Consider the following 26736-nt stretch of genomic DNA (forward strand, 5'->3'; position numbering starts at 1 on the left):
CCTTGGCATACCCTCGTATCTCGTGAGCAGCAATCTACTGGATCTCGATTCCTGGCGAGCCCTCCCCGCGGCCCAGCAGCCCGACTGGCCCGATCGCAGCGAGCTCGACAAGGTCGTCGCCGAGCTCGGCGGCCTGCCCCCCTTGGTGTTCGCCGGCGAGTGCGACCAGCTGAAGGACCAGCTGGCCGCCGTGGCCCGCGGTGAGGCGTTCGTCCTGCAGGGCGGCGACTGCGCCGAGACCTTCTCCGGCGCGACCGCCGACAACGTCCGCAACAAGCTCAAGACGTTGCTGCAGATGGCGATCGTGCTGACGTACGCGGGCAAGGTGCCGGTCGTCAAGATCGGCCGGGTGGCCGGTCAGTTCGCCAAGCCGCGCTCCAAGCCCACCGAGGTGCGCGACGGCGTCGAGCTGCCCGCCTACCGGGGCGACATGGTCAACGGGTTCGAGTTCACCGCCGAGTCGCGCACGCCGGATCCATGGCGGCTGCTCAAGGCCTACCACTCCTCGGCCGTGACGCTCAACCTGGCGCGTGCCTTCACCAAGGGCGGCTACGCCGACCTGCGGCAGGTGCACGCCTGGAACCAGGACTTCGTGTCCGGCTCGCCGGCCGGCCGCCGCTACGAGCAGCTGGCCAGGGAGATCGACCAGGCGCTCGCGTTCATGCGGGCCTGCGGGGCCGATCCCGAGGAGTTCCACACCGTCGAGTTCTACTCCTCGCACGAGGCGCTGATCCTCGACTACGACCGGGCGCTCACCCGCATCGACTCGCGGACCGGCCTGCCGTACGACGTGTCGGCCCACATGGTCTGGATCGGCGAGCGCACCCGCCAGCTCGACGGGGCGCACGTCGACTTCTTCGCCCGCATCCGCAACCCGATCGGCGTGAAGCTCGGCCCGACGACCACGCCGCAGGAGGCCCTGGACCTGGTCGAGCGGCTCAACCCGGCCAACGAGGCGGGGCGGCTCACGTTCATCACCCGCATGGGCGCCACCAAGATCCGCGAGCACCTGCCCGCGCTGGTCAAGGAGGTCACGGCGGCCGGCGCGCAGGTGGCGTGGATCTGCGACCCGATGCACGGCAACACCTTCGAGGCGCCCAGCGGGCACAAGACGCGCCGCCTGGACGACGTCCTCGACGAGGTGGCCGGCTTCTTCGAGGTGCACCGCTCGCTCGGCACGCATCCGGGCGGCATCCACATCGAGTTCACCGGCGACGACGTGACCGAGTGCGTGGGCGGCGGCCACGGCATCGTCGAGACCGACCTCGCCACCCGGTACGAGACGGCCTGCGACCCCCGTCTCAACCGTAGCCAGTCCCTTGACCTGGCCTTCCGCGTCGCCGAGCTCTACCGCGGCTGACGCACGCTCACTCCCCCGGCGGCGGGCCGCTCCCGGTCCGCCGCCCGGCGGCGCCGTACCCGCGTCTGCGTCATGGTGATCTGCGTCTCAGTGGCCCATGAGGCCGAACGGTATTCACGTTATACGTGAGGTTTCGCCGCTATGATCGCCACGAAAGAGGGCGAAAACTTGGAGCCAATCGTGGACAGTGGTGCCCCGGAAGGGGTGGACCCCAACGTCCCCAACGTCGCGCGGATGTATGACTACTACCTCGACGGCAAGGACAATTTCGCGGCCGACCGGGCGGCGGCAGAGCAGATCCTGAAGAACTTCCCCCACACCAAGGAGGGGGCCCGCGCCAACCGCGAGTTCCTGCGCCGCGCGGTGCGCTACCTCGTGGACCAGGGTGTGCGGCAGATCGTGGACCTGGGCGCCGGCCTGCCGACCCAGGGCAACACCCACGAGATCGCCCCGGAGGCCCGCGTCGTCTACGTCGACTACGACTCCGTGGTGTGCGTGCACGGGCGGGCCCTGCTGGCCAGGAAGGAGAACGTCGACTTCCTCCAGGCCGACGTGCGCGAGGCCGACGTGCTGCTGGACAAGCTGGCCGGGCTGATCGACTTCAAGCAGCCGGTGGCGTTCCTGGCGCTGGCGCTGCTGCACTTCATCCCGGACGAGATCGCCTACGACGTGGTGGCCAAGCTGCGCGAGGTGAGCGCCCCCGGCAGCCACCTGGTGATCAGCCACGCCGTGGACTCCACGCCGGACACCAGTGACCAGGCGCTGGAGATCTACCGCAAGGCCACCGCCGCGCTCAACCTGCGCGACCGCGAGGGCGTCCTGCGCTTCTTCGACGGCTACGAGCTGGCCGAGCCGGGGCTGACGTTCCCGGCGGGGTGGCGTCCCGACGATCCGCTGGCGCCGGGCAACGGCGTCGACTTCGGCTACGTGGGCGTCGGCCGCAAGGCGTGACACCGTACGAGAAAAGCCCCGCCTGCGGCGGGGCTTTTTCTTCGGCCGGCCGGTTCCGCGCCGGCTAGTTCTGCTCGGCCTGCTTGAGCTCCTCGCTGAGCTCCTGCCTGATGGCGTCCATGTCGAGCGCCCTGACCTGCCGGATGAGGTCGTCGAGCGCGGGGGCCGGGATGGCGCCGGCCTGCGCGAAGACCACGATCCCGTCGCGGATGGCCATCAGGGTCGGGATCGAGGTGATGTCGAAGCCCTGCGCGAGCGCCTGCTCCGCGTCGGTGTCGATCTTGCCGAAGGTGATGTCGGCGTGCTGCTCCGAGGCCTTCTCGAAGATCGGCCCGAACTGCCTGCACGGCGGGCACCAGGTCGCCCAGAAGTCCAGCAACACGATGCCCTTGTCGGCGATGTCGTTGAAGTTCTTCTCGGTTACTTCGATGGTCGCCACAAGTGGCTCCTCGCTGATCGTCGTCATTGTCGTGAGGTAGAACCCATACCCCGTCCGCGGCATTCCAGCTCCGGCCTGGGCTGACCAGGTGCGGACGCGTACGAGGGGGGTTTCGACTGCGTATATCCGCATAAATGCGGATAGAACATTTAAACACCGATCCTTGACGGTCGGCGTACGCGGGTATGAGCAGTGCATGGACTGGGTCACCTGCGCGTATTCGGCTGCCTGCACCGGAGTCGCCACCAGGCCGTCCGGCCTCTGTCTCGCCCACCTGCCGCCGGAGGAGCTCGCGGAGACGCTCGCCCGCGTGGCCCCCGGCCGTCTGCTCGACCTGCGCGGCACGACGCTCACCGGCGACCTGCTCGGCAGGGTGCTGGAGGCGACCGGCGACCGGCTCGGGCGGGCGCGGATGGAGCGGGCCAGGTTCACCGGCGACGTACGCCTGTCGGGCGTCACCTTCGGCGGCGACGTCTCGCTCGACGACGCCCGCTTCGACCGGCTGGCCTCGTTCTTCGGCGCCCGCTTCGAGGGCAACGTCTCGCTGGCCGGCGCCCGTTTCGCGCGGGAGCTGTCCTTCCACGGCGTCGCGGTACGCGGGCACGTCTCGCTCGACCGGGCCGTCATGTCGCGCGACGCCTTGTTCAGCCAGGCCGACTTCGGGCACGGGCTGTCGTGCGAGCGGGCCAGGTTCGACGGCTACGCCACCTTCGACGGGGCACGACTCGGCGACGGGGGCGCCTTCCGCGGCGCGCGCTTCGGCCGCACCCTGTCCTTCCGCAAGGTCAGCGGCAACGCCGGGTTCGAGGCGGCGCACTTCGCGGCGGACGCGTACCTGTCGGCCACCGGGCGGCTGTCGCTGGCCCGCGCCCGCGCCGACGCGACCCTGGACGTCACGGTGGCGCGCTGCGGCGTGGACCTGCGCGGCGTGGAGGTGGCCGGCGCGACCGCGGTCAAGCTGACCGACTCCTCCGCCGACCTGGAGGGCGCGGTGCTGCGCGGCCCGGCCGTGGTGAGCGGCCGGGGCCGGTCGGGGGTGAGCTCGCTGCGCCAGGTCCAGGCGGCCGACCTGACGCTGCACGGGCTGGACCTGTCGGCCTGCCGGTTCGCCGGGATCGTCCATCCCGCGGGGGTGCGGGTCAAGGACTGCGCGTTCGCGCTCACGCCGCGCGGGGTGCAGGTGAGCCTGCGCTGGCCGGTGCTGCGCTGGTTCTCCCGGCGCAGCGTCCTCGCCGACGAGCGCGGCGCGGGCGGCGCGGGCGGCGAGCAGGCGGCCGGCGAGCAGGGCGTCTCCCCCGAGGCCCTGGCCGCGCTCTACGCCGGGCTGCGGCCCAGCGACCGCGCCACGGCCGCCGACTTCGCCTTCGCCGCGATGGAGATGCGCCGCCGGGCCGGCCACCGCTGGTGGCTGCCGGTGTCGTGGCTGCTGTTCGGCTACGGCCTGCGGCTCGGCCGGACGGCGGGCTGGTTAACCGCCCTGGCCACGGTTGCCCTGGTCGCCGTGCTGTGGACGTCGGCCGGCCACGCCTCCGCCATCCATCCCTGACCGGCCCCCGTCAGAGCGCGTCGACGATCTCGGCGATGCGCCGGTAGGCCGCCGAGCGCCAGCCGCCGCCCATGATCCGGCGTGACATCTGCTGCAGCTCGTCATCGGGGTCGAAGCCCTCGTGGTCGAGGAACATCCGGGTGCCCCGGCCCTCGGGCTCAAGCCGCCAGGTGACGGTCCAGTCGGCGCTCTTGCCGTCGCGCCAGCTCAGCTTCAGCAGCCGTTCCGGCTCCAGTTCCAGCACCTCGCAGTGGACCACGCCGTCGAATCCGACGGACTTCTTCGGCGTCGTACGGAAGGTGAAGCGGTGCCCGACCTCCGGCCGGAAGTCGCCGGGCATGAGCCATTTGGCGATCAGGTCGGGCTCGGTCAGCGCCCGCCACACCTTGGCGGGCGGGTGCGCGATGAACTGGTCGAGCCTGATCGCTGTGCGGTCCTCAGCGGTGCGGTCCTCAGCGGTGCGGTCCTCATCGGGAGCCGGCATCGTCGTCCTCCATCTCGTCGAGCAGGGTGGTCAGCGCGGCGAGCTTCTCGCGCCAGAAGCGTTCGTACGGGCCGAGCCAGTCACGGATCTCCATCAGCGGCGCGGGCTCCAGCCGGTAGAGCCGTTCCCTGCCCTTCCGCGTCTCGGCGACCAGCCCGGCGTCCCTGAGCACCTTCAGGTGCTCCGACACGCTGGGCCGGCTCATGGCGAACCGCTCGGCCAGCCGCCCGGCCGGCTGGCCGTCCTCCTCCAGCAGCAGGCGCAGCAGCTCGCGCCGGGCGGGGCTGGCGAGGGCGGCGAAGACGTGGTCGGCGCTCACCCCTGGCTCACGACGAAGCCGTTGCCGAACGGGTCGTGGAACAGCAGTTGCCGCCCCCAGGGCTGCTCGCTCGGGCCCTCGGCCTCGACGCCGTGCTCGCGCAGCCGCGCGGCCAGCTCGTCGAGGTCGGGCGCGGCCACGACGAGGCCGCCGATCGGGGCCATGTCAGGGAACCAGGAGGCGAGCAGGAGCGTGGTCTCGCCGCCCTTGGGGGCGACGGTGAGCCAGCGGCCCATGGGGAACGGGTTGTCGGCGCGCACCTCGAAGCCGAGGACGCCGGCGTAGAACTCCAGCGCCCGCTCCTGGTCGGCGACGGGCACGGTGACGGTCTGGATCGCGGATATCAGCATGTCCGCCACTATACGTAGGATTTTTCCTACATGACAAGCCTAGGCGACGCGACATATCAGGGAATTCCCGGAGTGACCGGCGGCAGGGGTCCTCCGTACAATTGGGATCATGCGCATCGACGACTACGTGGCCGAGCTGAACCGCGCGCTCGCCGGCCCGCCCGGTCCCAGGCGGGACCTGATCGTCGAGGCGCGCGACAGCCTCACCGACGCCGCCGACGCGCTGGAGGCCGAGGGCCTGGACCGGGCGGAGGCGGAGCGGGTGGCGGTGGCCGGGTTCGGGCCGGTCGAGGAGATCGCCCCGGGCTACCAGGCGGAGCTGACCTGCGCCGCCGGGCGGCGGCTCGGCACCCTGCTGCTCGTCGGCGTGCCGATCACCGTGCTCATGTGGTCGGTGCTGTGGCGGCTCTACCCGGCGCCCGAGACCGCCTGGCTGGCCAAGCCCGGCTGGTACGTGGCGGTCTCACGGCTGCTCGACGCCGCGCAGCTCGCCGTCGGCCTGTACGGCGGGCTGGTGCTGCTCGCACTGGGCCGGGGCGCGCGGTGGATCCGCCGGCCGCGCCTGCTCACCAGGTCGCTGGCGGTGACGGTGTGGATCTCACTGCCGGTCACGAGCGGGCTGGGCCTGCTGCTGACGTACGGCGCGAGCCAGCCCAACACGCTCTCGGCACTGCCGACGCTGCTGGCCAACCTGGTGACCGCCGCGCTGTGGGGGCTGCAGATCTATGGGGCCTCCCGCTGCCTGCGCCTCACCCGCCCCGTCGTGACGCCCTGCCCGGCAGTGTCAGCCTGAGAGCCCGTCGGCGTCAGCCTGAGGGCGGAGCCTCGGGACGCAGCACGCCGCCGATGACGCTGGCGAACTCGCGCCAGGCCGAGCGCTCCCCTTCGAGCTGCCTCCTGCCCGAGTCGGTCAGCCGGTAGGTGCGCCGCTTGCGCCCGCCCACGGTCGCCCATTCGCTGGACAGGTGGCCGATGCGCTCCAGCCGGCGCAGCGCGGGGTAGACCGTGCCGGTCGGCACGCTCAGCGCGCCGCCGCTACGCTCCTGCAGCGCCTCGATGATGGCGTAGCCGTGCAGCGGCTCGCGCTCCAGCACGGCGAGCAGCAGTGCGTCCATGTGCCCGCGCAGCGCGTCCGGGTTCATGTCTCAGATCTTAGGCAACCGATCGTCACATAGACAGCCTACATGTAGGCCGTCTATATGTAGAGTGTCTATATGTAGGCAGGCACAACTATCGATCGGACCGGAGCCGGAATGGACGTACTCGACCTGGCACGCACGCAGTTCGCCGTGACCGGCGGGCTGCACTTCCTGTTCGTCGTGCTCACACTGGGGATGGCGCCGCTGGTCGCGCTCATGCACACCCGCTGGGCGGTGACGGGCCGGCCGCAGCACGAGGCGATGACCCGCTTCTGGGGGCAGATCTACGTCATCAACTACGCGCTCGGCATCGTGACCGGGCTGGTGATGGAGTTCCAGTTCGGCCTGGCGTGGAGCGGGCTGTCCCACTACGCCGGTGACGTCTTCGGCGCGCCGCTCGCCATGGAGACGCTGCTGGCCTTCTTCCTGGAGTCCACGTTCCTCGGGCTGTGGATCTTCGGCTGGGGCCGGCTGCCCCGGTGGCTGCACCTGGCGTGCATCTGGCTCGTGACGCTCACCGCGTACGCGAGCGCGTTCTTCATCATGCTGGCCAACTCGTTCCTGCAGAACCCGGCCGGGTCCGTCGCCCGCGACGGCCGGCTGGAGCTGGTCGACTTCGGCGCCCTGCTGACCAACAAGGCGCTGGTGTTCTCCTTCCCGCACGTCGTGGCGGCCGGGCTGTTCACCGGCGGCATGGTGCTGGTCGGGGCGAGCGCGTACATGCTGCGGCGGCGCACCGAACAGGTGGAGTTCTTCACCCGCTCGATGCGCCTCGGCGTGGTGACGGCCGCGATCGGCATCACGTTCACGATGGGCTTCGGCTACGCCCAGTTCGCCGGGGTGCAGGACGGCAAGTGGGACAACATCGGAGCGGCGCTCGGACTGGCCCTCATGATGGAGGTCGGGCAGCTGCTCGGGCTGGTCGTGCTGCTCGTCATGCTGCCGCTGATCCGCTTCCTGCCGCGCTGGCGGTGGGCGCACCCGCTGCTCATCGCGATGACGCCGCTGCCGTTCGTGCTGTCCATCGCCGGGTGGGTGGCCAGGGAGGTCGGGCGGCAGCCGTGGATGATCTGGGGCAAGCTGACCGTCGCCGACGCCATGACGCCCGGACTCACGGCGGGCATGGTCACCGCCTCGCTGGCCGGGTTCGCGGGCGTGCTGGGGCTGCTCGCGGTCGTCGACTACGTGCTCATCGCGCGGGCGATCCGGCGCGGGCCGCGTGAGCCCGACCTCGGCGCCGGCGAGCCCGGCGAGACGCGCGCCCCCGCGCTGAGCCTTTAGGGAGGACTGACATGGAAATGATCTGGTTCGCCTTCTTCGCGGTGCTGCTGGTCGGCTACTTCGCGCTGGAGGGCTTCGACCTCGGGGTCGGGCTGCTGCTGCCGCTGCTCGGGCGCACCCGCGAGGGGCGCGACCGCATGGTGGCGGCGATGGCGCCGTACATGCTCGCCAACGAGGTGTGGCTGGTGGCCGTGGCGGGGACGCTGTTCGGGGTCTATCCGGAGCTGGAGGGCGAGGTGCTGTTCGCGCTCTACCCGGTGGTGGTGGCGATGCTGCTGAGCTGGGTGCTGCGCGACGCCGGCCTGTGGTTCCGCCGCCGCGCGGACGGGCGCGCGTGGCGCGGCTTCTGGGACGCGATGATCGCCTTCGGGTCGCTGGGGCTGTCGTTCGGATGGGGCATGGCGCTGTACGCCGCGTCCACCGGGTTCACCACCTCGCCGATGCACCCGCTGGGGCTGATGCTGGGCATGGTGGTGACGCTGCTGTTCGCCTGGCACGGGTGGACGTTCCTGGCCTGGCGGACGCCGGGCGAGTTCGGCGCGACCCGGCCGGGGCGGGCGCTGGTGGTGTCGGGGGTCGTGGCGGCGCTGCCCGCGGCCGGAGTGCTGGCCGGGGCGATGCCGTACCTGATGGAGCACAGTGCGTCCGCGGCTACGTTGAATGTGCTCAGTCTCATGGTCCTGCCGTTCGCACCCATCATGCTGGGCGCGCAACTATGGGTATGGCGCACTTTCCGCCCAGGGAAGGACGCCTTCCGGCTCCCGTCGTTCTTCTGAGGACACGTGCACAAGGATCTTCTGCGGCTCATGCGGGCCGAGCGGGCGGTACGCCTCCACCTGGCCGTCACGCTGGTGGCGGCCGTACTGGCCGGGCTGCTCGTGCTGGTCCAGGCCGAGCTGCTGGCCGGGGTGCTGTCCGGCCGCTTCACCGCCGCCGCGCTGGGGGCGGTGGCCGCCGTCGTCGGCGTGCGGGCGCTGCTCGCCTGGACGCAGGGCGTCTTCGCCGGGCGCACCGCGACCGGCGTGAAGTCGGCGCTGCGCCGCCGGCTGCTCGCCCGGCTGCGCGAGCTGGGTCCTGGAGGGCTGGCCGCGCACCGCTCGGGCGAGCTGGTCACTCTGACCGGGCGCGGCCTCGACGGCCTGGACGCCTACCTCACCGGCTACCTGCCGTCTATCGCGGTGGCCGGGGTGGTGCCGATCGCCGTGCTGGTCCGGTTGTTCGCCGCCGACCTCGGCAGCGCGGTCATCGTGCTCGTCACGCTCCCGCTCATCCCGATCTTCGGCGCGCTCGTCGGCATGACGACCAAGGCGGTCACCGAGCGCCAGTACCTCGCGCTGTCGCGGCTCGGCGGGCACTTCCTCGACGTCGTACGCGGCCTGCCCACGCTGCGCGCCTTCGGCCGGGCCCGCTACCAGGCCGGCGTCATCCGGCAGGTGGCCGAGGCCCACCGGAGCGCGACCATGCGCACGCTGCGGGTGGCGTTCCTGTCGTCGCTGGTGCTGGAGCTGTGCGCGTCGCTGTCGCTGGCGCTGGTGGCGGTGCCGATCGGGCTGCGGCTGCTCGGCGGCTCGCTGGACCTCACGACGGCGCTGCTGGTGCTGCTGCTGGCGCCGGAGGCGTACCTGCCGCTGCGGGCCATGGGGACGCGCTTCCACGCCTCCATGGAGGGCGTGGCGGCGGCCGACGCGGCCTTCGCCGTACTGGACACAGCAGAGGACACGCGGCGCGAGAGCGCCGGCACGGCCGCGCCGGCCTCGGCGGGCCCGCCGGAGATCCGGCTGGAGAACGTCACCGTACGCTATCCGGGACGCGAGGCCGCCGCGCTGGAGGACGTCACGCTCACCATCGCGCCCGGGGAGCGGGTGGCGCTGGTGGGCGAGAGCGGCGGCGGCAAGAGCACGCTGCTGCACCTGCTGCTCGGGTTCGTGGAGCCGGCCGCGGGCCGGGTGCTCGTGGACGGCGCCGACCTGCGGGAGCTGGACCCGGCGGGGTGGCGGGCGCGGCTGGCGTTCGTGGCGCAGCGGCCGCACCTGTTCGCCACGTCGGTCGCGGACAACATCCGCCTCGGCGCGCCCGGGGCCTCCGACGAGGACGTACGCCGCGCCGCCGAGGCCGCGCACGCCGACTTCGTGGCCGCGCTCCCCCAGGGCTTCGCGACCGTGGTCGGCGAGCGGGGCGCGAACCTGTCGGCCGGGCAGCGCCAGCGGGTGGCGCTGGCCCGCGCCTTCTGCCGGCCCGAGGCGTCCGTGCTGCTCCTGGACGAGCCCACGGCCCGCCTGGACGGGCGCAGCGAGGCGGCGGTGGTCGCGGGCACGGCCGAGCTGGCACGGGGCCGTACGGCCGTCATCGTCGCCCACCGGCCGGCGATGATCGACCTGGCTGACCGCATCATCCGCCTGCACGCCGGCCGCGTCGTCGCCGACACCGCAGGCGTCGAGCCCGACACCGGGCGGCGCGTGGCGGCTGTTCATGGCGAGAGCGGGGGCGAGGCATGAGGCGGGTCATGGGCAAGCGGCTGGTGTGGGCCGTGCTGGCCGGGGCGGCGGCGGATCTGGCCGGGCTCGGGCTGATCGCGGCGGCGGCCTGGCTGATCACCAGGGCCGCCCAGCAGCCGCCGCTGGCCGCGCTGAGCGTGGCGATCGTGGCGACCAGGGCGTTCGCGACGGGCAAGGGCGTCTTCCGCTACGTCGAGCGCCTCACCGGTCACGACGTGGCCCTGCGCGCCCAGGCCGGCACCCGCGAGGACCTCTACGGCGCGCTGATCCCGCCGCAGCGGCCCCGCCACGGCGGCGCCGACCTGCTGAGCCGCATGGTGGACGACACCGAGGCGGTGCAGGACCTGCTGGTGCGCTGCCTGCTGCCGGCCGCCGCGGCGGCCGTGGCCGGGCTGGCGGCCGTGATCGTCGGGCTGACCATCCTGCCGCTGGCGGCGCTGGTGCTGGTGGCCGGGCTGGCGCTGGCCGGGCTCGCGCTGCCCGCGGGCACGGCGGCGGCCGCCCGCCGCTGGGCGGCCAGGATCGCGCCGGCCCGCGCCGAGCTGGCGGGCCGGGTGGCGGACCTGGTGCACGGGTCGGCGGACCTGGCCGCGTACGGGGCCGACGAGGCGGCCCTGCGCCGGGCGGAGGCGGCCGACGAGGCGCTGGCCGCGCTCGAACGCCGCCAGGCCCGCGTGCACGCCGCCGCGCTCGCCGGGGGCACCCTGCTGCAGGGCCTGACCGTCGCCGCCGTGGTGCTGCTCGCCCAGGGCGCGCAGGTGGGCTCGGTCGGCACGGCGGTGCTCGCGCTGACCGCGCTGGTGTCGTTCGAGCCGGTGCTGCCGCTCGCGGCGGCGGGCGAGCGGATGGCGGGCATCACGGCGGCGCTGCGCCGGCTGCGCGAGGTACGCGCCGCGGCCCCGGCCGTCGCCGACCCCGCCGCCCCCGCGCCGCGGCCGGAGTCCCCGCTGACCGTCGAGGTCGAGGACCTGGTCGTCCGCCACTCCCCCGCCCCCGAGGAGACCCGGCCCGCGCTGGACGGCGTGTCGCTGCGGCTCACGCCCGGCAGGCGGGTCGCGATCGTCGGGCCGAGCGGCGCGGGCAAGAGCACCCTGCTGGCGGCGCTGATGCGGCTGGTGGAGCCGGAGTCCGGGCGCATCACGGTCAACGGCGCGGACGTCCGCGACCTGGCCGGCGACGACGTGCGGGAGCTCATGACCGGGCTCACCCAGGACCCGTACATCTTCCGTACGACGCTGCGCGACAACCTGCGGCTGGCCGGCCCCGACGCCGGCGACGAGCGGCTGCGCCGGGCCGTGGACGACGCCCGGCTCGGCGACTGGGTGGAGCGCACCGGCTGGGACGCCGAGCTGGGCGAGGACGGCAGGACCGTCTCGGGCGGCCAGCTCCAGCGCCTGGCCCTGGCGCGGGCCCTGCTGTACGACCCGCCGGTGCTCCTGCTGGACGAGCCCGCCGAGGCCCTGGACGAGGAGACCGCCGACCGGCTGATGGCCGATTTGCTCGACGTCACCAGGGACCGTACGACGTTGCTGGTCACCCACCGGCTCAAGGGCCTGGAGTCGGTGGACGAGGTCGTGGTGCTGGAGGAGGGCCGGGTCACCCAGCGTGGCCGGCACGACGAGCTGGTGGCCGTCCCGGGCTACTACCGCGACCTGTGGGAGTCCGAGGTCCTCACCCGGAGATAGCCGGTCCCGTACGGCCGGATGTTGTGTTGGCGGCGCAATCAGGTTTATGATTCAAACCAGTTTGGCCGACCGAGGAGTTTGCATGCTTGATGACGACGAGCGGCCCCCCACCCCTGAGGAGACGCTGCGCGTCATCGAGGCTCAGCAGGCCGCCGCGGCCCGGCACATCTACATCGACCCGCTGCTGCTCTACCTGCCCTGGGGGGTCGCCTGGCTGGTCGGCTTCACCGCGCTGTTCCTGCACATCGGGCTCGACGGGCGGTCCTACGCGCCGATCAGCCAGGGCGCGGCGGTGTCCCTGCTGACCGCCGCCCAGCTCGTGGCCGGCGCGGTGGCCGCCTACGGCATCACCCGCGCCAACCGGCAGGTCCGCGGCACGACCAGGGACCGGGGCTCGATGTACGGCTGGACGTGGTTCGCCGGGCTCTCGCTGACGGCCGTGCTCGACGTCCGGCTCTCGCCCCTGGTGCCGGCGGCGGAGAGCCAGCTGCTCTGGGGCGGCTCGATGCTGACGATCGTGGCGGTGCTCTACATGGCGGGCGGCGCCGTGTGGTCCAGCCGCCAGATGTTCTCCGTCGGCGTCTGGACCGCCGCCGTCAACCTGCTGGGCATCCTGCTCGGCCCCGGCTGGCACGCGCTGCTGACGGCGGTGCTGCTCGGCGGCGGGTTCATCGTGGCGGGCCTGTGGTGGAGGCGCCGCTCATGACGGCGGACCAGGCGCCGCCCGAGCTCGACCCGGTCATCCACGCGCAGGCGAGGCTACGGGTGGTCGCCGCGCTCAACGTGCTCGGCGACGGGGACGAGATGACCTTCGGCTCGCTCAAGGACCTGCTCGGCATGACGGCCGGCAACCTCTCGGTCCACCTGACGAAGCTGGAGGAGGCGGAGTACGTCCGCATCACCAAGACCCACAGGGGCCGCACCCCGGTCACGTACGTCGCGCTGACGACGCGCGGACGGCTGGCCTTCGAGGACTACACCAGGGCGATCCGCGCCCTGATCGACCCCGCTGGAGGAACCACATGACAGTCCTCGCCAGGGCCGTCGAGGCCGGCCGCCGCTACGGCGACGTGCCGGCACTCGACCGCGTCTCGCTGGACATCAGGGCCGGTGAGCTCGTCGGCCTGCTCGGCCCGAACGGCGCCGGCAAGTCCACCCTGATCAACCTGTTCGTCGGCCTGCGCCGCCCGTCCTCGGGCACGGTCGAGCTGCTCGGCGGCTCGCCGCTGGACCCGGCGCGGCGGCGGGCCATCGGCGTGACCCCGCAGGAGACCGGCCTGCCCGAGTCGTTAAGGGTCGGCGAGATCGTCGGCTTCGTCTCGGCGCACTTCCCCGACCCGGTGGAGCGGGGCGAGCTGCTGGCCAGGTTCGGCCTGGAGGACCTGGCGCGGCGGCAGGTCGGCGGCCTGTCGGGCGGGCAGCGGCGGCGGCTGGCCGTGGCGCTCGCCTTCGCCGGCCGCCCGCGCCTGGTCTTCCTGGACGAGCCCACCACCGGCCTCGACGTCGAGGCCAGGCGGACGCTGTGGGACGGCATCAGGTCCTTCCAGCAGGAGGGCGGCACCGTGCTGGTGACCAGCCACTACCTGGAGGAGATCGAGGCACTGGCCGAGCGGGTCGTGGTCATCGGCCACGGACGGGTGCTGGCCGACGACACGGTGGCCGCGGTACGCGACTTCGTCGGCGTCCGCAAGGTGTCGCTCACCGCCGCGGACCTGCCCGAGCTGCCCGGCGTCCTCGGCTCCGAACGCCGTGACGGCCGGATCGAGCTGCTCACCGCCGACCCCGACCGGCTGGTGGTCGAGCTGGTGCGCAGCGGGGCCCCGTTCTCCGGGCTGGAGATCCGGCCCACCACCCTGGAGGAGGCCTTCCTGGCCCTCACCGCCACGTCCGGCCAGAAGGAGAGCGCCCATGTCTAACCTGGTCGTCGCGCACACCCGCTATCTCCTGCTGGAGCAGATCAGGGTCCCGATCGGGCTGCTGGCCAGCTCGTTGTTCCCGGCCGTGTCGATGGTGGCGTTCGTGGTGCCGTTCGCCGGACAGGACCCGGTGGCGGCGACCACCGCGACCGGCTCGCTGATGTTCTTCGGCTCGATGTCGGCGGCGCTGATCGGGCTCGCCATCTCGGTGTCGCAGGACCGCGAGCTGCCGTGGAACCCCTACCTGCGTACCCTGCCCGCCGGGCCGTTCCCGCGCTTCGCCGGGCGAATGCTCTCGACGCTCGCCGTGATGCTGGTGTCGGTGGTCCCCGTGATCCTGGTGGCCGCGCTGTTCACCGAGGCGACGATCACGCCGGCGCGGCTGCTGCTCGGGCTGGGCGCGCTGGTCGCGGGGAGCGTGCCGTTCATGCTGATGGGGCTGCTCGTCGGGCTGCTGCTGTCGTCGAAGGCCGCCATGGCGGTGGCGCAGGTGCTGTTCTTCCCGATGGCGATCGTGGGCGGGCTGCTGCTGCCGCCGCAGATCCTGCCGGCGTTCGTGCAGGTCGTCTCGCCGTACGTGCCGACCAGGGGCGCGGCCGAGCTGATCTGGTGGGCGGTCGCCGGGACCACTCCCGGCACCGTGCCGCTGGTGATGCTGGCGGTCTGGACGGTCGCCATGGCGGTGGCCGCCGCGTGGGCGTACCGGCGGGACGAGGGCCGGCGTTTCTCCTGATCCCGGCACGAATGGGGGGGTGTGCCGCCGAGTCCGCAGCGATCTCGACGGCACACCCGTCCAAGAGGGGGTCCTGTTATTTCTTCTCGACGAGGGTGACGGTGGCGTCGTGGGCCTGCCCGTCCCTCATATATGTGATCTTGACCGCTTGACCGGGTTTGAAACCTCTGACCTGTCCAACAACCGTATCGCCCCCGTCAACCGCCTTGTCGTTGATTTTGGTGATGAGGTCGCCCTGCCGCAGACCTGCCTTCTCCGCGGGGCTTCCGGCGGTGATCTCCCTGATCAGGGCGCCGGGAACGTCGCCTGTCGCGTCCGTCACACTGACGCCGAGGAAGGCGTGGGTGACCTTGCCGGAGCTGATGAGCTGGTCGGCCACCTGCTTGGCGGTGTTGACCGGGATGGCGAAGCCGACGCCGCCGCCGGCCGCCTCCGAGGCGATCGCGGTGTTGATGCCGATCAGCTCGCCGGCCGCGTTGACCAGCGCGCCGCCCGAGTTGCCCGGGTTGATCGAGGCGTCGGTCTGGATGGCGCCGCCGATCGTGGTCGGCTCCTCGCTCTGACCCTGCTGCTGCTCCTGGCCCCAGCCGGGCGGCAACTGCTGACGCTGCTCGCCGCCGACCGTCAGGGTGCGGTCGAGGGCGCTGACGATGCCCCTGGTGACGGAGCCGTCGAGGCCGAGCGGGCTGCCGATGGCGAGCACGTCGTCGCCGACCTTGAGCTGGTCGCTGTCGCCGAGCGCGGCCTTGGTCAGCCCGGAGGCACCCTCTGCGCGGATGACGGCGAGGTCCGTGGCCGGGTCGGTGCCCACCACACTGGCCTTGGCCGTCTTGCCGTCGCTGAACTTGACCGTCATCTGCCCGCCGCCCTGGGCGGCTCCGACGACGACGTGGTTGTTGGTCAGAATGAGGCCGTCCTCCGACAGCACCACGCCGGAGCCCTCGCCGCTCTGACCCTGGATCATCACCACGCTGGGCTGCACCTTGGCCGCCACCTCGGCGACGGTCAGGTCACTGGAGGCGGTCTTGAAGACCGGGCTCGGCGCGCTGGGGTTGGAGGTGGTGGTGACGGAGACGGGGTCCGGCTGGAACGCGTTGACGACGACACCGCCGACGATCCCGCCGCCGATGGCCGCTGCCGCCAGCGCGAGCCCGGCGACGGCCTTGCCGCCGTAGAAGGGCTTCTTCGGGGGCGCGGGGGGCGGCGGGGGCGGCTGCTCCATGATGATCGTGTCCCGCCGGGGAAAGCCCCCGGCGGCCGGCGGGGTGGCGCCGAACTGGCTCCAGCCGGTGCCCTGCTCGCGAGGCTCGTTCGCGTCCATCTGTCATCTCCTCGAGGGTTCTCTGACTCAAGGGTGCCAAGGCGCGCGTAAGACCTGGTTAAGCCTCTGATCAGAACTCCATGAGAAGGCCGATGGAGCGATGTGCGCGAAGGTTACGGCGTCAGCGGGGGCAGGACGCCGATTCCGCGCAGAACCCCCACCAGCAGGGTGACGGCGATGCTGGTGAAGAGCACCCAGATCCATACCTGCCGGTAGAGGCGGGCCATCCGCCGCACCTCACGCCATTCGCGATCGTTGGCGCGCTTGGCACGTAAGTGGGCGATGTGGGCGCGGCTCGTGACCTTCAGCCTGCTGCGGTCGATCTGCTCTCCCGGCATGATCCCATTCTCGCAGGACGGGGCGGCCCCGGAAATGGGCCGCCCCGCACGGGTTCAGGAGCGGGCGGGCCAGTACTCGTCGCGCAGCAGGCGCTTGTAGAGCTTGCCCGTGGGGTGGCGGGGCAGCTCGCGGCGGAAGTCGATCGACTTCGGGCACTTGTAGTGGGCCAGGCGCTCGCGGCAGTACGCGATCAGCTCCGCCTCCAGCTCAGGGCCCGCCTCGTCCATGGAGACCGGCTCGACCACGGCCTTGACCTGCTCGCCCATCTCCTCGTCCGGCACGCCGAAGACGGCCACGTCGGCGACCTTGGGGTGCACCGACAACACGTTCTCGGCCTCCTGCGGGTAGATGTTCACGCCGCCGGAGATGATCATGTACGAGCGGCGGTCGGTGAGGTAGAGGAAGCCGTCCTCGTCGAGGTAGCCGATGTCGCCGAGGGTGGTCCAGCCGCGGCCCTTCGGGTCCTGCGCGGAGCGGGTCTTGTCCGGGTCGCCGTGATACTCGAAACGGCCGCCGTTCTCGAAGAAGATGGTGCCGTGCGTGCCCGCGGGCACGTCCTCGCCCTCCTCGTCGCAGATGTGCACGACGCCGAGCAGGGAGCGGCCGACGGTGCCCTTGTGCTTGAGCCAGTCCTCGGGGCCGACGTAGAGGAAGCCGTTGCCCTCGGTGCCCGCGTAGTACTCGTGGATGATCGGCCCCCACCAGTCCATCATCTGCTCCTTGACGGGCACGGGGCAGGGCGCGGCGGCGTGGATGGCGTACTTGAGCGAGGACAGGTCGTACCTGGCCCGGGTCTCCTCGGGCAGCTTCAGCATCTTGATGAACATGGTCGGCACGAGCTGCGAGTGCGTGACCTTGTGGCGCTCCACCAGCGCCAGGTACTGCTCGGGGTCGAAGCGTTCCATGACCACGACCGTCGCGCCGAGGCGCTGGAACGTCATGCAGTAGCGCAGCGGGGCGGCGTGGTAGAGGGGCGCGGGCGAGAGGTAGACGCTGTCGGCGGAGGGCGCGAACAGCGCCGAGATGAGCTGGAGCAGCATCCCGGGCTCTTCCAGGGGGCCGTGCGACGCGGGCACCTTGACGCCCTTGGGGCGGCCGGTGGTGCCCGAGGAGTAGAGCATGTCGGCGCCGGTGCACTCGTCCTCGACCGGCGTCACCGGCTGCCCGGCGACGGCCTCCTCGTACGAGTCGAAGCCCTCTGCGACGCCGCCGATCATCAGGCGCAGCTCGACCTTGGGCGTGGCGCCGGCGATCGAGGCGGCCACGTCGGCCAGGTCCGCGCTGGAGATGAAGACCCTCGCGCCGCAGTTGTCCACGATGTAAGCCAGCTCGTCGGTCTGCAGCCGGGAGCTAATGGGCGTGTAGTACAGGCCCGACCGGTGCGCCGCCCAGGCGATGGACAGGAAGTGCGGGTGGTTGGTGAGCATGAACGCGATGTGGTCGCCCGGCCGTAGCCCGGCGGCGCGGAACAGGTGCGCCAGCCGGTTCGACTCCTCGTCCAGCTCGCGGTAGGTGACGATCCGCCCGGAGCCCGCCATGACCACAGCGGGCTTGTCGGGGGTGACTGCTGCGATGGCTCCCGGATGCATGACTAGAACAGTATTCGGCAGGCGGGCGGGCGCGCCAGCACGCGGACGCCGCCCGCCCGTCATCCTTCCCGGTCAACCCGGGGGGACCTACTCGGCCGGGATGACCGAGCCTTCGTACTTCTGCTGGATGAACTCCTTGGTCTTCGGGTCCTGCAGCAGCTTGCCGAGGGTGACGATGCCGGCGTCCTTCTCGTGGCCGGCCTGCACGACCAGGCCGTTGACGTACGGGTTGCCCTCGGTCTTCTCCAGCGCGAGCGCCTGCGAGGCGGGCTTGAGCCCGGCTTCGAGCGCGTAGTTGCCGTTGATCACGGCGGCGTCCACGTCGTCCAGCGAGCGCGGGAGCTGTGCCGCCTCCAGCGCCTTGAAGGTCAGGTTCTTCGGGTTGGCGGCGACGTCGCGCTCGGTGGCCGCGGTGCCGACGCCGTCCTTGAGCGTGACCACGCCGTTGTCGGCGAGCAGCTTGAGCGCGCGGCCGAGGTTGGTGGCGTCGTTCGGCAGGGCCACGGTGGCGCCGCTCGGCAGCGCGGACAGCTCGGTGACCTTCTTGGAGTAGAGGCCCAGCGGCTCCAGGTGCACGGGGGCGGCGAAGGCGAGCTTGGTGCCCTTGGAGGCGTTGAAGTCGTCCAGGTACGGCTTGTGCTGGAAGAAGTTGGCGGTGAGCTGCCCCTCGTCGAGCTGCACGTTCGGCTGCACGTAGTCGGTGAACTCCACGATCTCCAGCTTGAGCCCGGCGGCGGGGGCCAGGTTCTCCTTGACGAAGTTCAGGATCTCCGCGTGCGGCACGGGGCTCGCGCCCACCTTGAGCACGGTGTCGGCGGACTCGGCGGTCTTGCCGCCCGCCTCCGGCGCGGCGTCCGTCGCGGACTGCGACGTACCGCATGCGGCGAGCGACAACGACAGGGCGACGACGCCCAGGACACGGCGGATGTTCATGATTTCTTCCTTACTTGTGCGATAGACGCCGGGCGACCCAGTCGCCCAAGCTCTGCAGGAGTTGCACGATGACGATGAGCAGCACGACGGTGACGATCATCAGCAGCGTCTCGAAGCGCTGGTAGCCGTAGCGGACGGCGAGGTCGCCGAGCCCGCCGCCGCCGAGCGTGCCGGCCATGGCGGAGTAGCCGATGAGCGCGACGACGGTCACCGTCAGCCCGGCGACCAGGCCGGGCAGGGCCTCGGGCAGCAGGACCTTGCGCACGACGGTGGCCCGGCTCGCGCCCATGGCCTGGGCGGCCTGGACGACGTCCGTCCCGACCTCGCGCAGCGCGGTCTCCACCAGCCGGGCGAAGAACGGCACCGCCCCGACGGTGAGCGGCACGACGAACGCGGCGGTCCCGATGGTGGTGCCGACGACCAGCCGGGTGAACGGGATGATCGCGATCATCAGCACGATGAACGGCAGCGACCGCCCGATGTTGACCACGAACCCGAGCGCCGCCCTGAGCGCGGGCGCCGGCCGCAGCCCGCCCCGGTCGAGCACGACGAGCGCCACGCCGATCGGCAGCCCGAACAGCACGGTGAACAGCGTGGACCAGCCCACCATCTGGGCCGTCTCCACCGTCGCCGGCCACAGCAGCGGCAGCATCTCTTCCCAGGTCACGCGGCCTCCTCCACGATCAGTCCGGACGCGCGCAGGTACGCGAGCGCCGCTCCGGCCTCCGAGCCGTCCAGCGCGACGCGCAGCCGCCCGACCGAGTCGCCGGCCAGCTCCTCGATCGAGCCGCCCAGGATGCTGAGGTCCACGTCGAACCTGCGCACGACCTCCGACACCACCGGCCGGCCCGCCTGCCCGGCGAACGTCAGCGTCACGGAACCGGCGGGCGCCGGCTCGGGCAGCGGGAAGATCTCCCTGGTCAGGCGGGATCCGGGGGTTCGGACGAGGTCGGCGATGGTCCCGGACTCCTCGACACGGCCGCCGGTCATGATGGCGACGGAGTCGCAGATGCTCTTGACCACGTTCATCTCGTGGGTGATGAGCAGGATCGTCAGGCCCAGCTCGGCGTTGAGCCGCTTGAGCAGGGCCAGGATCTGCTGCGTGGTGGCCGGGTCGAGCGCGGAGGTGGCCTCGTCCGACAGCAGCACCGACGGGTTGCCGGCGAGCGCGCGGGCGATGCCGACGCGCTGCTTCTGCCCGCCGGAGAGCTGGTGCGGGCGGTGCCCGCCGCGGCCCTCCAGCCCGACCAGCTCCAGCAGCTCGCCGACGCGGCGCTCGCGCTCGGCCCTGGACACGCCCATGATCTCCAGCGGGAACGCGACATTGCCCGCGACCGTGCGCGAGGACAGCAGCGCGAAGTGCTGGTGGATCATGCCGATGCGGCGGCGGGCGCGGTTGAGCTCGGTCTCGCGCAGCGCGGTCAGGTCCTGGCCGGCGACGGTGACGGTGCCCGCGTCGGGGCGTTCGAGCAGGTTGACGCAGCGCAGCAGCGTGCTCTTGCCCGCGCCGCTCTGGCCGAGGACGCCGAAGATCTCGCCTTCGCGGACGTCGAGGTCGACGCCGTCGAGCGCGACGACGTCGCCGTACTGCTTGCGCAGGCCGGAAGCCTGGATCACGGAAGAACTACCCCACGACTGAGGGCGGCCGGGGCCGCGGAGATGGACGACAACGGGCGGAGGAACCGGCCGGCGTCAGCGGGTGCCCGGAGGGAACGGCAGGTGGGTCAGCCTGCGCAGCACGAACACGGGGGCGATCATCAGGACCTTCGGAAGGAGAACGGGCGGGCGGGGGCGGTCGGGGTCAGCGGGCCGGCATTCGTCCCATACGCATGCGACAACACAGGGCCGCCCCGGGGGCGCCTTCGTCGTTCGCGTATGCCTCGTTCACGCCCGTGCCAACGGCCGGTGAGGAGCGCATATTCCGGACCACTCATGTGATTCACGTCACGACATTCATATCGCTGGAGATGTATCGGTAGCGATGTAATATGCCGGACCATGAACATCGCGAGGATGCGCAGACTCGGACGACGGCTGATGGAGCTCGCCAAGGCCACGGAGAGCGAGGTGGGCGAGCCGGTGCTCACCCCCGGCGAGGAGGCCGTCTTCGTGGACGTGCTCCGCCATCCGGACAGCGCGGTGCGCGAGATCCAGGCCCGCACCGGCTTCGCGCAGAGCCACGTGTCGGCGTCCGTGGCGCGCATGCGCGAGCGCGGCGTCCTGGAGACCAGGCCCGACCCGGCCGACGGCCGGCGTACGCAGGTGCGGGTGGCCAACCGGACCGTGCACGCGCTGTTCCGGCGGGCGACCAGCCCGGTGGACGAGGTCGTCGGGGCCGCCCTGCGCGACCCCGCCGACACCGCGCGGGCGGTCGCGCTGCTGACCGAGCTGGAGTCGTTGCTGATCACCGACGAGTCACACGGCGCTGGATGAAACCGGCAACGCCCGCCGTCCCTCGGTGAGGGACGGCGGGCGTGGTCCTGCGAGATCCGCCCGCCTGGGACGGCGGGGCGTGGACTCGCGGGGCCGGTCAGGCCGCGACGGTGGTCCCGACCTGGGCCGGCGTCAGCGCGAGGTCCAGCACCTCGCGCACGTCGCTGACCGCGTGGATGGTCAGCTCGCCGCGGACCTCCTCGGGCACGTCGTCCAGGTCCGGCTCGTTGCGGGCCGGGATCAGGACGGTGGTGATGCCCGCCCGGTGCGCGGCCAGCAGCTTCTGCTTGACGCCGCCGATCGGCAGGACCCGCCCGGTCAGCGAGATCTCACCGGTCATGGCCACGTCGCTGCGGACCTGGCGGCCGGACAGGAGCGAGGCCAGCGCGGTCGTCAGCGTCACACCCGCCGAGGGACCGTCCTTCGGGACGGCGCCCGCCGGGAAGTGCACGTGCACCGACCGGTCCTTCAGCGCCGTGACCGGCAGCTCCAGCTCCGCGCCGTGCGAGCGCAGGTAGGAGAGCGCGATCCTGGCCGACTCCTTCATCACGTCGCCGAGCTGGCCGGTGAGCGTGAGCCCGGTCTCGCCGGTCTCCGGGTCGGCCAGCGACGCCTCCACGTAGAGGACGTCTCCCCCGGCCCCGGTGACGGCCAGGCCGGTGGCGACGCCCGGCACCGAGGTGCGCTGGGCGGTCTCCGGCAGCGACGACTCCGGCACGAACCGCGGCCGGCCGAGGTATTCGACCAGGTCGGCCTCGCCGACCGTGACCGGCAGCTCGTCCTTGGCGGCCACCTTGCGCAGCACCCGGCCGACCGCCCGCTCCAGCGAGCGCACGCCGGCCTCACGGGTGTACTCGGCGGCCAGCCTGCGCAGCGCGGCCTCCTCGACGACGACCTCCTCGGCGCTCAGCCCGGCCAGCTCCCGCTGCCTGGGCAGCAGGTGGTCGCGGGCGATGGCGACCTTCTCGTCCTCGGTGTAGCCGTCGAGCGTGACGACCTCCATGCGGTCGAGCAGCGGGCCCGGGATGGCCTCCAGGACGTTCGCCGTCGCCAGGAAGAGCACGTCCGACAGGTCGAGCTCGACCTCCAGGTAGTGGTCGCGGAAGGTGTGGTTCTGCGCCGGGTCGAGCACCTCCAGCAGCGCGGCCGTCGGGTCGCCGCGGTAGTCGGCGCCGACCTTGTCGACCTCGTCGAGCAGGACGACCGGGTTCATCGAGCCGGCCTCGCGGATGGCCCGGACCACGCGGCCGGGCAGCGCGCCGACGTACGTGCGGCGGTGGCCGCGGATCTCCGCCTCGTCGCGGACGCCGCCGAGCGCCACCCGGACGAACTTGCGGCCCATCGCGCGGGCCACGGACTCGCCCAGCGAGGTCTTGCCGACCCCGGGAGGGCCCGCGAGGGCGAGCACCGCGCCGCTGCGGCGGCCGCCGACGACGCCGAGGCCGCGCTCCTGGCGCCGCTTGCGCACGGCCAGGTGCTCGATGATGCGGTCCTTGACCTCCTTCAGCCCCGTGTGGTCGGCGTCGAGCACGGCCCGCGCGCCGGTGATGTCGTAGTTGTCCTCGGTACGGACGTTCCACGGCATGTCGAGGACGGTGTCGAGCCAGGTGCGGATCCAGCCGGTCTCGGGCGACTGGTCGGGCGTGCGCTCAAGCTTGTCGACCTCCTTGAGCGCGGCCTCGCGTACCTTGTCGGGCAGGTCGGCGGCCTCGACGCGGGAGCGGTAGTCCTCCTCCTCGGTCTCGGCGTCGCCGTTGAGCTCCTTGAGCTCCTTGCGTACGGCGGCGAGCTGCTGGCGCAGCAGGAACTCCCGCTGCTGCTTCTCCATGCCCTCCTGGACGTCCTTGCGGATCGTCTCGGCGACGTCCAGCTCGGCGAGGTGGTCGCGGGACCACTCGATCAGCCTGGCCAGCCGGTCGGCAGGGTCGGCCGCCTCCAGCAGCTCGACCTTCTGCGCCGTGGACAGCCAAGGGGTGTAGCCGGAGCTGTCGGCGAGCACCGACGGGTCGTCGATCTGGTTGACCTGGTCGACCACCTGCCAGGCGCCGCGCTTCTGCAAGATCGTGGTGGCCAGGGCCTTGTACTCCTTGGCCAGCTCGTGCGCGCGCTCGCTCGCCGGGACGGCGTCGATCGTGTGCGCCTCCACCCAGAGGGCGGCGCCGGGGCCGGTCGTGCCGGTGCCCACGCGGACGCGGTCCACGCCGCGGACGACCGCTGCGGGCTCGCCTCCGGGAAGCCGCCCGACCTGCTCCACCACGGCGCGGACGCCGGTGGCGCCGTAGCGGCCGTCGATGCGGGGAACGAGGAGCACCCGCGGCTTGTTGCCACCGGATGCACGGGCCGCGTCGATCGCCGCGCGCACCTCGGAGTCGGACAGGTCCAGCGGGACCACCATGCCCGGCAGGACCACCTCGTCGTCCAGCGGCAGGACCGGGAGGGTCAAGCTCTCACTCATGCGAACTCCAAAGGGTTGAGTTATACCGGCTCAATCAATTGGAGCCGCCTGTTGTTCCCTTACTTGGTGATGTTCGCTCAGGGCGATCGTAATCATGTAAGCGGTACCTGGGGTTGAGGCAGGATCAGACCTCGGGGGGACGCGGGCCGGGCGGCGGTGTCCGTAGCCTTGACCACGTGATCCACCGCCCGCGCGACCCTCGCACTTCCTTCCCATCGCCACCACCACGGGCCTATGAGGCCCATGACGGCGATCACGGGGCGGCGGACGCGCACGGAGCGGACAAAGCCGGCGACCACACGCGCGCAGCCGGGAGACCTGGCCACCACACGCCGACGCCCAGGGAACCTGACGACCACACACCCACATCCGGGGAGCCTGACGGCCACGCCCCCGCGCCCAGAGAGCCTGACGACCACACCCCCAACCCCGGGAAACCCGGCGACCGCACGCCCACACCCAGAGAACCTGACGACCACACGCCACCCACACCCAGAGAACCTGACGACCACACGCCACCCGCACCCAGAGAGCCCGGCCACCACACCCCCGCACCCGGGCAACCTGGCGACCGCACGCTCACAGCCGGGAAGCTTGGCGGTCACGAGCCGTCCGCCGGCGGAGCTCCTGGGCCCGGATCTGCGGCCGGCGCCATCCGCGGCCCACGACCTGCGGATGGCGGCGGAGCTCGGGGTGGGCGGGACGTGGCGGGGGGACGGGCGGGGCTCTGGCGGTGGCGTGAGCTGGGAGCGGTGGCCCTGCAGCCGTTCGCACTCGCCCTGTTCCGGGGCGAAGCCGATCCCCCGCCCCGATCGCGCCGCCTGTCACTACCCGTGCCACGCGGGCTCCGCGTGCTGGTCCCGGCCGAACGGCTGAGCCTGGTGCGGACGGCCGACCTCCTGATGGCCGTCATCCTCTTCCTCACGACCCAGAACATGGTGACGCACTGGGCGATCCAGGCCACCGCGAGCGGCCGGTTGTCGGTGCCGATCCCGGAGACGTTCGCGTTGCTCTGCGGCGTCGCGGCCGCGCTGCCGGTGGCAATGCGCGACCGGTGGCCGCTCGCGGCCTGGCGTACGGCCTTCGCGCTGATGCCGATCTCCCTGTGGACGAGCTGGCGGGTCAGCGAGCCGCCCTACCCGGCCACCACCGTGCTGTCGTACCTGCTGGTGCTCTACTCCGTCGCCGTACGCTGCGACCGGCGGATCACCCTGGCCGTGTGGGGCCTCACCGTCCTGACTTCGTGGATCGCGCACCCCGACTCGATGGCCGTCGTCACGGTCGTGGTGACCGTGGTCGTGCTGTTCGGCTACAACGTACGGGTGCGGCGCACCGCGACGTCCCGGCTGGCCGAGGAGGAGCGGCGCAGCCGGCTCGCGGAGGACGCGCAGGCAGTGCTGGAGGAACGCGCCCGCATCGCCCGCGAGCTGCACGACGTGGTCGCCCACCACATGTCGGTGATCGCGATCCAGGCCGAGGCGGTGCCCATCAAAGCTGCCGGTGACCCGGTGCAGCTGGAGGCGGGCCTGGCGGAGATCCGTAACCTGTCGCTGGAGGCCATCGCAGAGCTGCGGCAGGTGCTGGGGGTGCTGCGCGACCAGGACGGCCGCACCGAGACCACGCCGCAGCCGGGCCTCGACCGGGTGGACGAGCTGGTGGCCAACGCCCGCTCCGCGGGGCTGGCGGTGCTGGTCAAGCGATCCGGGCCGCTGGAAGGGCTGGGGCCGGCCGTGGAGCTGTCGGCGTACCGGATCGTGCAGGAGTCGCTGAGCAACGCCATGCGGCACGCGCCCGGAGCCGCCGTGGGCGTGGAGCTCGTTCGCGAGGGCGACGAGTTGCGGCTCCGCGTGGCCAACAGCCGGGGCGCGGGCGACGGCGGGCCGCCGGGGGCCGGCCAGGGGCTGGTGGGCATGCGCGAGCGAGCGTCGTTGCTGGGCGGCACGCTGGCGGCGGACCCGACGCCGAGCGGCGGCTTCGAGGTGGCGGCGACCCTGCCGATCATCGCCCCGAGGACCGGCGCGAACGAGGCGGACGACAGGTGAGCAGGAACGAAGCCTCGGCGATCGGGGGCCGGCCATCGGGCGACGGACCTGGCGACCGGGAGAATGGTGTCCGGAGCCCAGGAGAGAACGGCCGGCCTGCGCCCAGGAGAGAACGGCCGGCCGGCAGAAGAGGGCAGCCAGCAGGCAGGAGAGGGCAGCCGGCCGGCCGGCAGGAGAGGGCAGCTGGCGGGCAGGAGAGGGCAGCCTGCGGGCAGGTAGGAAGGGTGACGGGTGAGCGGGTGGGAGAGGGGTGACGGGTGATCCGGGTTCTGATCGCTGACGACCAGGGGATGGTCCGCACCGGGTTCACGGTGTTCCTGAGCGCGCAGCCGGACATCCAGGTCGTGGGCGAGGCGGGCGACGGCCGGGAGGCGGTCCGGCGGGCGGCGGAGCTGGCCCCCGACGTGGTCCTCATGGACGTCCGCATGCCGGTCATGAACGGCCTGGAGGCCACCAGGGAGCTGCTGGCCGGCGGCGGCAGGTCGCCGAAGGTGCTGATCCTGACGACGTTCGACCTCGACGACTACGTGTACGAGGCACTGCGCGCCGGAGCCAGCGGGTTCCTGCTGAAGGACGCCTCGGCGGCGCAGCTCGCCGAGGCGGTGCGCGTGGTGGCGGCCGGGGACGCGCTGCTGGCTCCGCAGGTCACCCGCCGGCTGATCCACGAGTTCGCCCGGCTGGGCGCGCCCCGGCCGGCGGCGGGGCGGCGGCTGGCCGAGCTGACCGAACGCGAGACCGAGGTGCTGACGCTCGTCGCGCAGGCGCTGTCCAACCAGGAGATCGCCGACAAGCTGTTCGTGGCCGAGCAGACGGTCAAGACGCACGTCGGGCGGGTGCTCATGAAGCTCGGGCTGCGCGACCGGGCCCAGGCCATCGTCTGGGCCTACGAGAACGGCCTGGTCCGTCCCGGGGAATGACCGCCCTGC

27 protein-coding genes are annotated in these 26736 nt (G+C 72.1%); 15 read left to right on the forward strand and 12 right to left on the reverse strand.

Annotated elements, in window-relative coordinates:
- The first annotated feature begins 22 nt into the window (after positions 1 to 22).
- The gene (locus tag SMD20_RS11960; protein WP_020540076.1) at positions 23 to 1360 is read left to right on the forward strand and encodes a class II 3-deoxy-7-phosphoheptulonate synthase; all 1338 of its coding nucleotides are present in this window, start codon (positions 23 to 25) and stop codon (positions 1358 to 1360) included.
- A gap of 180 nt (positions 1361 to 1540) precedes the next feature.
- Positions 1541 to 2311, forward strand: coding sequence for an SAM-dependent methyltransferase (locus SMD20_RS11965; RefSeq protein ID WP_329579138.1), 771 nt, complete (start codon positions 1541 to 1543; stop codon positions 2309 to 2311).
- Between the two features lie 64 nt (positions 2312 to 2375).
- Here the strand turns inward: SMD20_RS11965 and SMD20_RS11970 are convergent, their stop codons facing one another.
- Entirely contained in the window at positions 2376 to 2750 is a 375-nt protein-coding gene (locus SMD20_RS11970; protein ID WP_091084337.1) for a thioredoxin family protein, read from the reverse strand.
- Positions 2751 to 2946: 196 nt separating this feature from the next.
- Here SMD20_RS11970 and SMD20_RS11975 point away from each other — a divergent pair, with 196 nt between their 5' ends.
- Positions 2947 to 4296, forward strand: coding sequence for a pentapeptide repeat-containing protein (locus SMD20_RS11975; RefSeq protein WP_329579144.1), 1350 nt, complete (start codon positions 2947 to 2949; stop codon positions 4294 to 4296).
- 10 nt (positions 4297 to 4306) lie between these two features.
- On the opposite strand, the gene SMD20_RS11980 is transcribed toward SMD20_RS11975, so the two are convergent.
- The 3 genes from SMD20_RS11980 to SMD20_RS11990 are packed head-to-tail and all read right to left on the reverse strand — an operon-like array spanning position 4307 to position 5449.
- On the reverse strand, positions 4307 to 4780 hold the full coding sequence (locus SMD20_RS11980; protein WP_329579147.1) for an SRPBCC family protein: 474 nt from the start codon (positions 4778 to 4780) through the stop codon (positions 4307 to 4309).
- Complete coding sequence (locus tag SMD20_RS11985; protein ID WP_329579149.1) at positions 4764 to 5099, reverse strand: ArsR/SmtB family transcription factor; 336 nt, start codon at positions 5097 to 5099, stop codon at positions 4764 to 4766. The genes SMD20_RS11980 and SMD20_RS11985 overlap by 17 nt, the downstream gene beginning before the upstream one ends.
- Positions 5096 to 5449: a VOC family protein gene (locus SMD20_RS11990; RefSeq protein WP_329579152.1), complete on the reverse strand. Its 354-nt coding sequence runs from the start codon at positions 5447 to 5449 to the stop codon at positions 5096 to 5098. The genes SMD20_RS11985 and SMD20_RS11990 overlap by 4 nt, the downstream gene beginning before the upstream one ends.
- A gap of 109 nt (positions 5450 to 5558) precedes the next feature.
- Here SMD20_RS11990 and SMD20_RS11995 point away from each other — a divergent pair, with 109 nt between their 5' ends.
- On the forward strand, positions 5559 to 6242 hold the full coding sequence (locus SMD20_RS11995) for a permease prefix domain 1-containing protein (protein ID WP_329579155.1): 684 nt from the start codon (positions 5559 to 5561) through the stop codon (positions 6240 to 6242).
- Between the two features lie 13 nt (positions 6243 to 6255).
- Here SMD20_RS11995 and SMD20_RS12000 read toward each other — a convergent pair whose 3' ends face one another.
- Positions 6256 to 6591: a PadR family transcriptional regulator gene (locus tag SMD20_RS12000; RefSeq protein WP_329579158.1), complete on the reverse strand. Its 336-nt coding sequence runs from the start codon at positions 6589 to 6591 to the stop codon at positions 6256 to 6258.
- A 111-nt stretch (positions 6592 to 6702) separates the two neighbouring features.
- On the opposite strand from SMD20_RS12000, the gene SMD20_RS12005 reads away from it, so the two are divergent.
- The 8 genes from SMD20_RS12005 to SMD20_RS12040 all read left to right on the forward strand — a co-directional run bounded on the left by SMD20_RS12005 (position 6703) and on the right by SMD20_RS12040 (position 14698).
- Positions 6703 to 7869 (forward strand): cytochrome ubiquinol oxidase subunit I, encoded by a 1167-nt coding sequence (locus tag SMD20_RS12005; RefSeq protein ID WP_329579161.1) that lies wholly within the window; start codon positions 6703 to 6705, stop codon positions 7867 to 7869.
- Between the two features lie 11 nt (positions 7870 to 7880).
- On the forward strand, positions 7881 to 8645 hold the full coding sequence (locus SMD20_RS12010) for a cytochrome d ubiquinol oxidase subunit II (RefSeq protein WP_329579164.1): 765 nt from the start codon (positions 7881 to 7883) through the stop codon (positions 8643 to 8645).
- 6 nt (positions 8646 to 8651) lie between these two features.
- Positions 8652 to 10364: a thiol reductant ABC exporter subunit CydD gene (gene cydD, locus SMD20_RS12015; protein WP_329579167.1), complete on the forward strand. Its 1713-nt coding sequence runs from the start codon at positions 8652 to 8654 to the stop codon at positions 10362 to 10364.
- Positions 10361 to 12049 carry a thiol reductant ABC exporter subunit CydC gene (gene cydC, locus SMD20_RS12020; protein WP_329579169.1) on the forward strand — a complete coding sequence of 563 codons (1689 nt, stop codon included), beginning with the start codon at positions 10361 to 10363 and terminating at the stop codon, positions 12047 to 12049. The genes cydD and cydC overlap by 4 nt, the downstream gene beginning before the upstream one ends.
- 82 nt (positions 12050 to 12131) lie before the next feature.
- Positions 12132 to 12755: a hypothetical protein gene (locus SMD20_RS12025; protein WP_329579171.1), complete on the forward strand. Its 624-nt coding sequence runs from the start codon at positions 12132 to 12134 to the stop codon at positions 12753 to 12755.
- Positions 12752 to 13075 (forward strand): transcriptional regulator, encoded by a 324-nt coding sequence (locus tag SMD20_RS12030; RefSeq protein WP_329579174.1) that lies wholly within the window; start codon positions 12752 to 12754, stop codon positions 13073 to 13075. Before SMD20_RS12025 ends, SMD20_RS12030 begins: the two co-directional genes overlap by 4 nt.
- Positions 13072 to 13965 carry an ABC transporter ATP-binding protein gene (locus SMD20_RS12035; protein WP_329579177.1) on the forward strand — a complete coding sequence of 298 codons (894 nt, stop codon included), beginning with the start codon at positions 13072 to 13074 and terminating at the stop codon, positions 13963 to 13965. The genes SMD20_RS12030 and SMD20_RS12035 overlap by 4 nt, the downstream gene beginning before the upstream one ends.
- Positions 13958 to 14698 (forward strand): ABC transporter permease, encoded by a 741-nt coding sequence (locus tag SMD20_RS12040; protein ID WP_329579180.1) that lies wholly within the window; start codon positions 13958 to 13960, stop codon positions 14696 to 14698. Before SMD20_RS12035 ends, SMD20_RS12040 begins: the two co-directional genes overlap by 8 nt.
- A gap of 76 nt (positions 14699 to 14774) precedes the next feature.
- On the opposite strand, the gene SMD20_RS12045 is transcribed toward SMD20_RS12040, so the two are convergent.
- The 6 genes from SMD20_RS12045 to SMD20_RS12070 form a co-directional block, all read right to left on the reverse strand.
- Positions 14775 to 16019 (reverse strand): S1C family serine protease, encoded by a 1245-nt coding sequence (locus tag SMD20_RS12045; protein ID WP_329579183.1) that lies wholly within the window; start codon positions 16017 to 16019, stop codon positions 14775 to 14777.
- A gap of 113 nt (positions 16020 to 16132) precedes the next feature.
- Positions 16133 to 16357 carry a hypothetical protein gene (locus SMD20_RS12050; protein ID WP_329579186.1) on the reverse strand — a complete coding sequence of 75 codons (225 nt, stop codon included), beginning with the start codon at positions 16355 to 16357 and terminating at the stop codon, positions 16133 to 16135.
- A 54-nt stretch (positions 16358 to 16411) separates the two neighbouring features.
- Positions 16412 to 17947 carry an acyl-CoA synthetase gene (locus SMD20_RS12055; RefSeq protein ID WP_329579188.1) on the reverse strand — a complete coding sequence of 512 codons (1536 nt, stop codon included), beginning with the start codon at positions 17945 to 17947 and terminating at the stop codon, positions 16412 to 16414.
- 87 nt (positions 17948 to 18034) lie between these two features.
- On the reverse strand, positions 18035 to 18880 hold the full coding sequence (locus SMD20_RS12060) for a MetQ/NlpA family ABC transporter substrate-binding protein (protein ID WP_329579191.1): 846 nt from the start codon (positions 18878 to 18880) through the stop codon (positions 18035 to 18037).
- A gap of 10 nt (positions 18881 to 18890) precedes the next feature.
- Positions 18891 to 19547, reverse strand: coding sequence for a methionine ABC transporter permease (locus tag SMD20_RS12065; RefSeq protein ID WP_329579194.1), 657 nt, complete (start codon positions 19545 to 19547; stop codon positions 18891 to 18893).
- The gene (locus SMD20_RS12070; protein WP_329579197.1) at positions 19544 to 20497 is read right to left on the reverse strand and encodes a methionine ABC transporter ATP-binding protein; all 954 of its coding nucleotides are present in this window, start codon (positions 20495 to 20497) and stop codon (positions 19544 to 19546) included. The genes SMD20_RS12065 and SMD20_RS12070 overlap by 4 nt, the downstream gene beginning before the upstream one ends.
- 381 nt (positions 20498 to 20878) lie before the next feature.
- On the opposite strand from SMD20_RS12070, the gene SMD20_RS12075 reads away from it, so the two are divergent.
- The gene (locus SMD20_RS12075; protein ID WP_329579199.1) at positions 20879 to 21313 is read left to right on the forward strand and encodes a MarR family transcriptional regulator; all 435 of its coding nucleotides are present in this window, start codon (positions 20879 to 20881) and stop codon (positions 21311 to 21313) included.
- A 97-nt stretch (positions 21314 to 21410) separates the two neighbouring features.
- Here SMD20_RS12075 and lon read toward each other — a convergent pair whose 3' ends face one another.
- Positions 21411 to 23768 (reverse strand): endopeptidase La, encoded by a 2358-nt coding sequence (lon, locus tag SMD20_RS12080; protein WP_329579202.1) that lies wholly within the window; start codon positions 23766 to 23768, stop codon positions 21411 to 21413.
- Positions 23769 to 24472: 704 nt separating this feature from the next.
- Here lon and SMD20_RS12085 point away from each other — a divergent pair.
- Together SMD20_RS12085 and SMD20_RS12090 are read left to right on the forward strand one after the other, a co-directional pair.
- A complete protein-coding gene (locus SMD20_RS12085) occupies positions 24473 to 25810 on the forward strand; it encodes a sensor histidine kinase (protein ID WP_329579205.1) in 1338 nt (445 codons plus the stop codon).
- A 257-nt stretch (positions 25811 to 26067) separates the two neighbouring features.
- Positions 26068 to 26727: a response regulator transcription factor gene (locus SMD20_RS12090; protein WP_329579208.1), complete on the forward strand. Its 660-nt coding sequence runs from the start codon at positions 26068 to 26070 to the stop codon at positions 26725 to 26727.
- Positions 26728 to 26736: the final 9 nt, after the last annotated feature.

It is taken from the genome of Nonomuraea sp. LP-02 (assembly GCF_036289125.1).
GTDB classification, from domain to species: domain Bacteria; phylum Actinomycetota; class Actinomycetes; order Streptosporangiales; family Streptosporangiaceae; genus Nonomuraea; species Nonomuraea bangladeshensis.

Coding starts and splice junctions, on each gene's coding strand:
- SMD20_RS12040 (WP_329579180.1), top strand. CDS start 13,958: ATGTCTAACCTGGTCGTCGCGCACACCCGCTATCTCCTGCTGGAGCAG.
- SMD20_RS12055 (WP_329579188.1), bottom strand. CDS start 17,947: ATGCATCCGGGAGCCATCGCAGCAGTCACCCCCGACAAGCCCGCTGTG.
- SMD20_RS11995 (WP_329579155.1), top strand. CDS start 5,559: ATGCGCATCGACGACTACGTGGCCGAGCTGAACCGCGCGCTCGCCGGC.
- SMD20_RS12010 (WP_329579164.1), top strand. CDS start 7,881: ATGGAAATGATCTGGTTCGCCTTCTTCGCGGTGCTGCTGGTCGGCTAC.
- SMD20_RS11975 (WP_329579144.1), top strand. CDS start 2,947: ATGGACTGGGTCACCTGCGCGTATTCGGCTGCCTGCACCGGAGTCGCC.
- SMD20_RS12060 (WP_329579191.1), bottom strand. CDS start 18,880: ATGAACATCCGCCGTGTCCTGGGCGTCGTCGCCCTGTCGTTGTCGCTC.
- SMD20_RS11990 (WP_329579152.1), bottom strand. CDS start 5,449: ATGCTGATATCCGCGATCCAGACCGTCACCGTGCCCGTCGCCGACCAG.
- cydC (WP_329579169.1), top strand. CDS start 10,361: ATGAGGCGGGTCATGGGCAAGCGGCTGGTGTGGGCCGTGCTGGCCGGG.
- SMD20_RS12075 (WP_329579199.1), top strand. CDS start 20,879: ATGAACATCGCGAGGATGCGCAGACTCGGACGACGGCTGATGGAGCTC.
- SMD20_RS12050 (WP_329579186.1), bottom strand. CDS start 16,357: ATGCCGGGAGAGCAGATCGACCGCAGCAGGCTGAAGGTCACGAGCCGC.
- lon (WP_329579202.1), bottom strand. CDS start 23,768: ATGAGTGAGAGCTTGACCCTCCCGGTCCTGCCGCTGGACGACGAGGTG.
- SMD20_RS12000 (WP_329579158.1), bottom strand. CDS start 6,591: ATGAACCCGGACGCGCTGCGCGGGCACATGGACGCACTGCTGCTCGCC.
- SMD20_RS12025 (WP_329579171.1), top strand. CDS start 12,132: ATGCTTGATGACGACGAGCGGCCCCCCACCCCTGAGGAGACGCTGCGC.
- SMD20_RS12005 (WP_329579161.1), top strand. CDS start 6,703: ATGGACGTACTCGACCTGGCACGCACGCAGTTCGCCGTGACCGGCGGG.
- SMD20_RS12030 (WP_329579174.1), top strand. CDS start 12,752: ATGACGGCGGACCAGGCGCCGCCCGAGCTCGACCCGGTCATCCACGCG.
- SMD20_RS12045 (WP_329579183.1), bottom strand. CDS start 16,019: ATGGACGCGAACGAGCCTCGCGAGCAGGGCACCGGCTGGAGCCAGTTC.
- SMD20_RS12035 (WP_329579177.1), top strand. CDS start 13,072: ATGACAGTCCTCGCCAGGGCCGTCGAGGCCGGCCGCCGCTACGGCGAC.
- SMD20_RS11980 (WP_329579147.1), bottom strand. CDS start 4,780: ATGCCGGCTCCCGATGAGGACCGCACCGCTGAGGACCGCACCGCTGAG.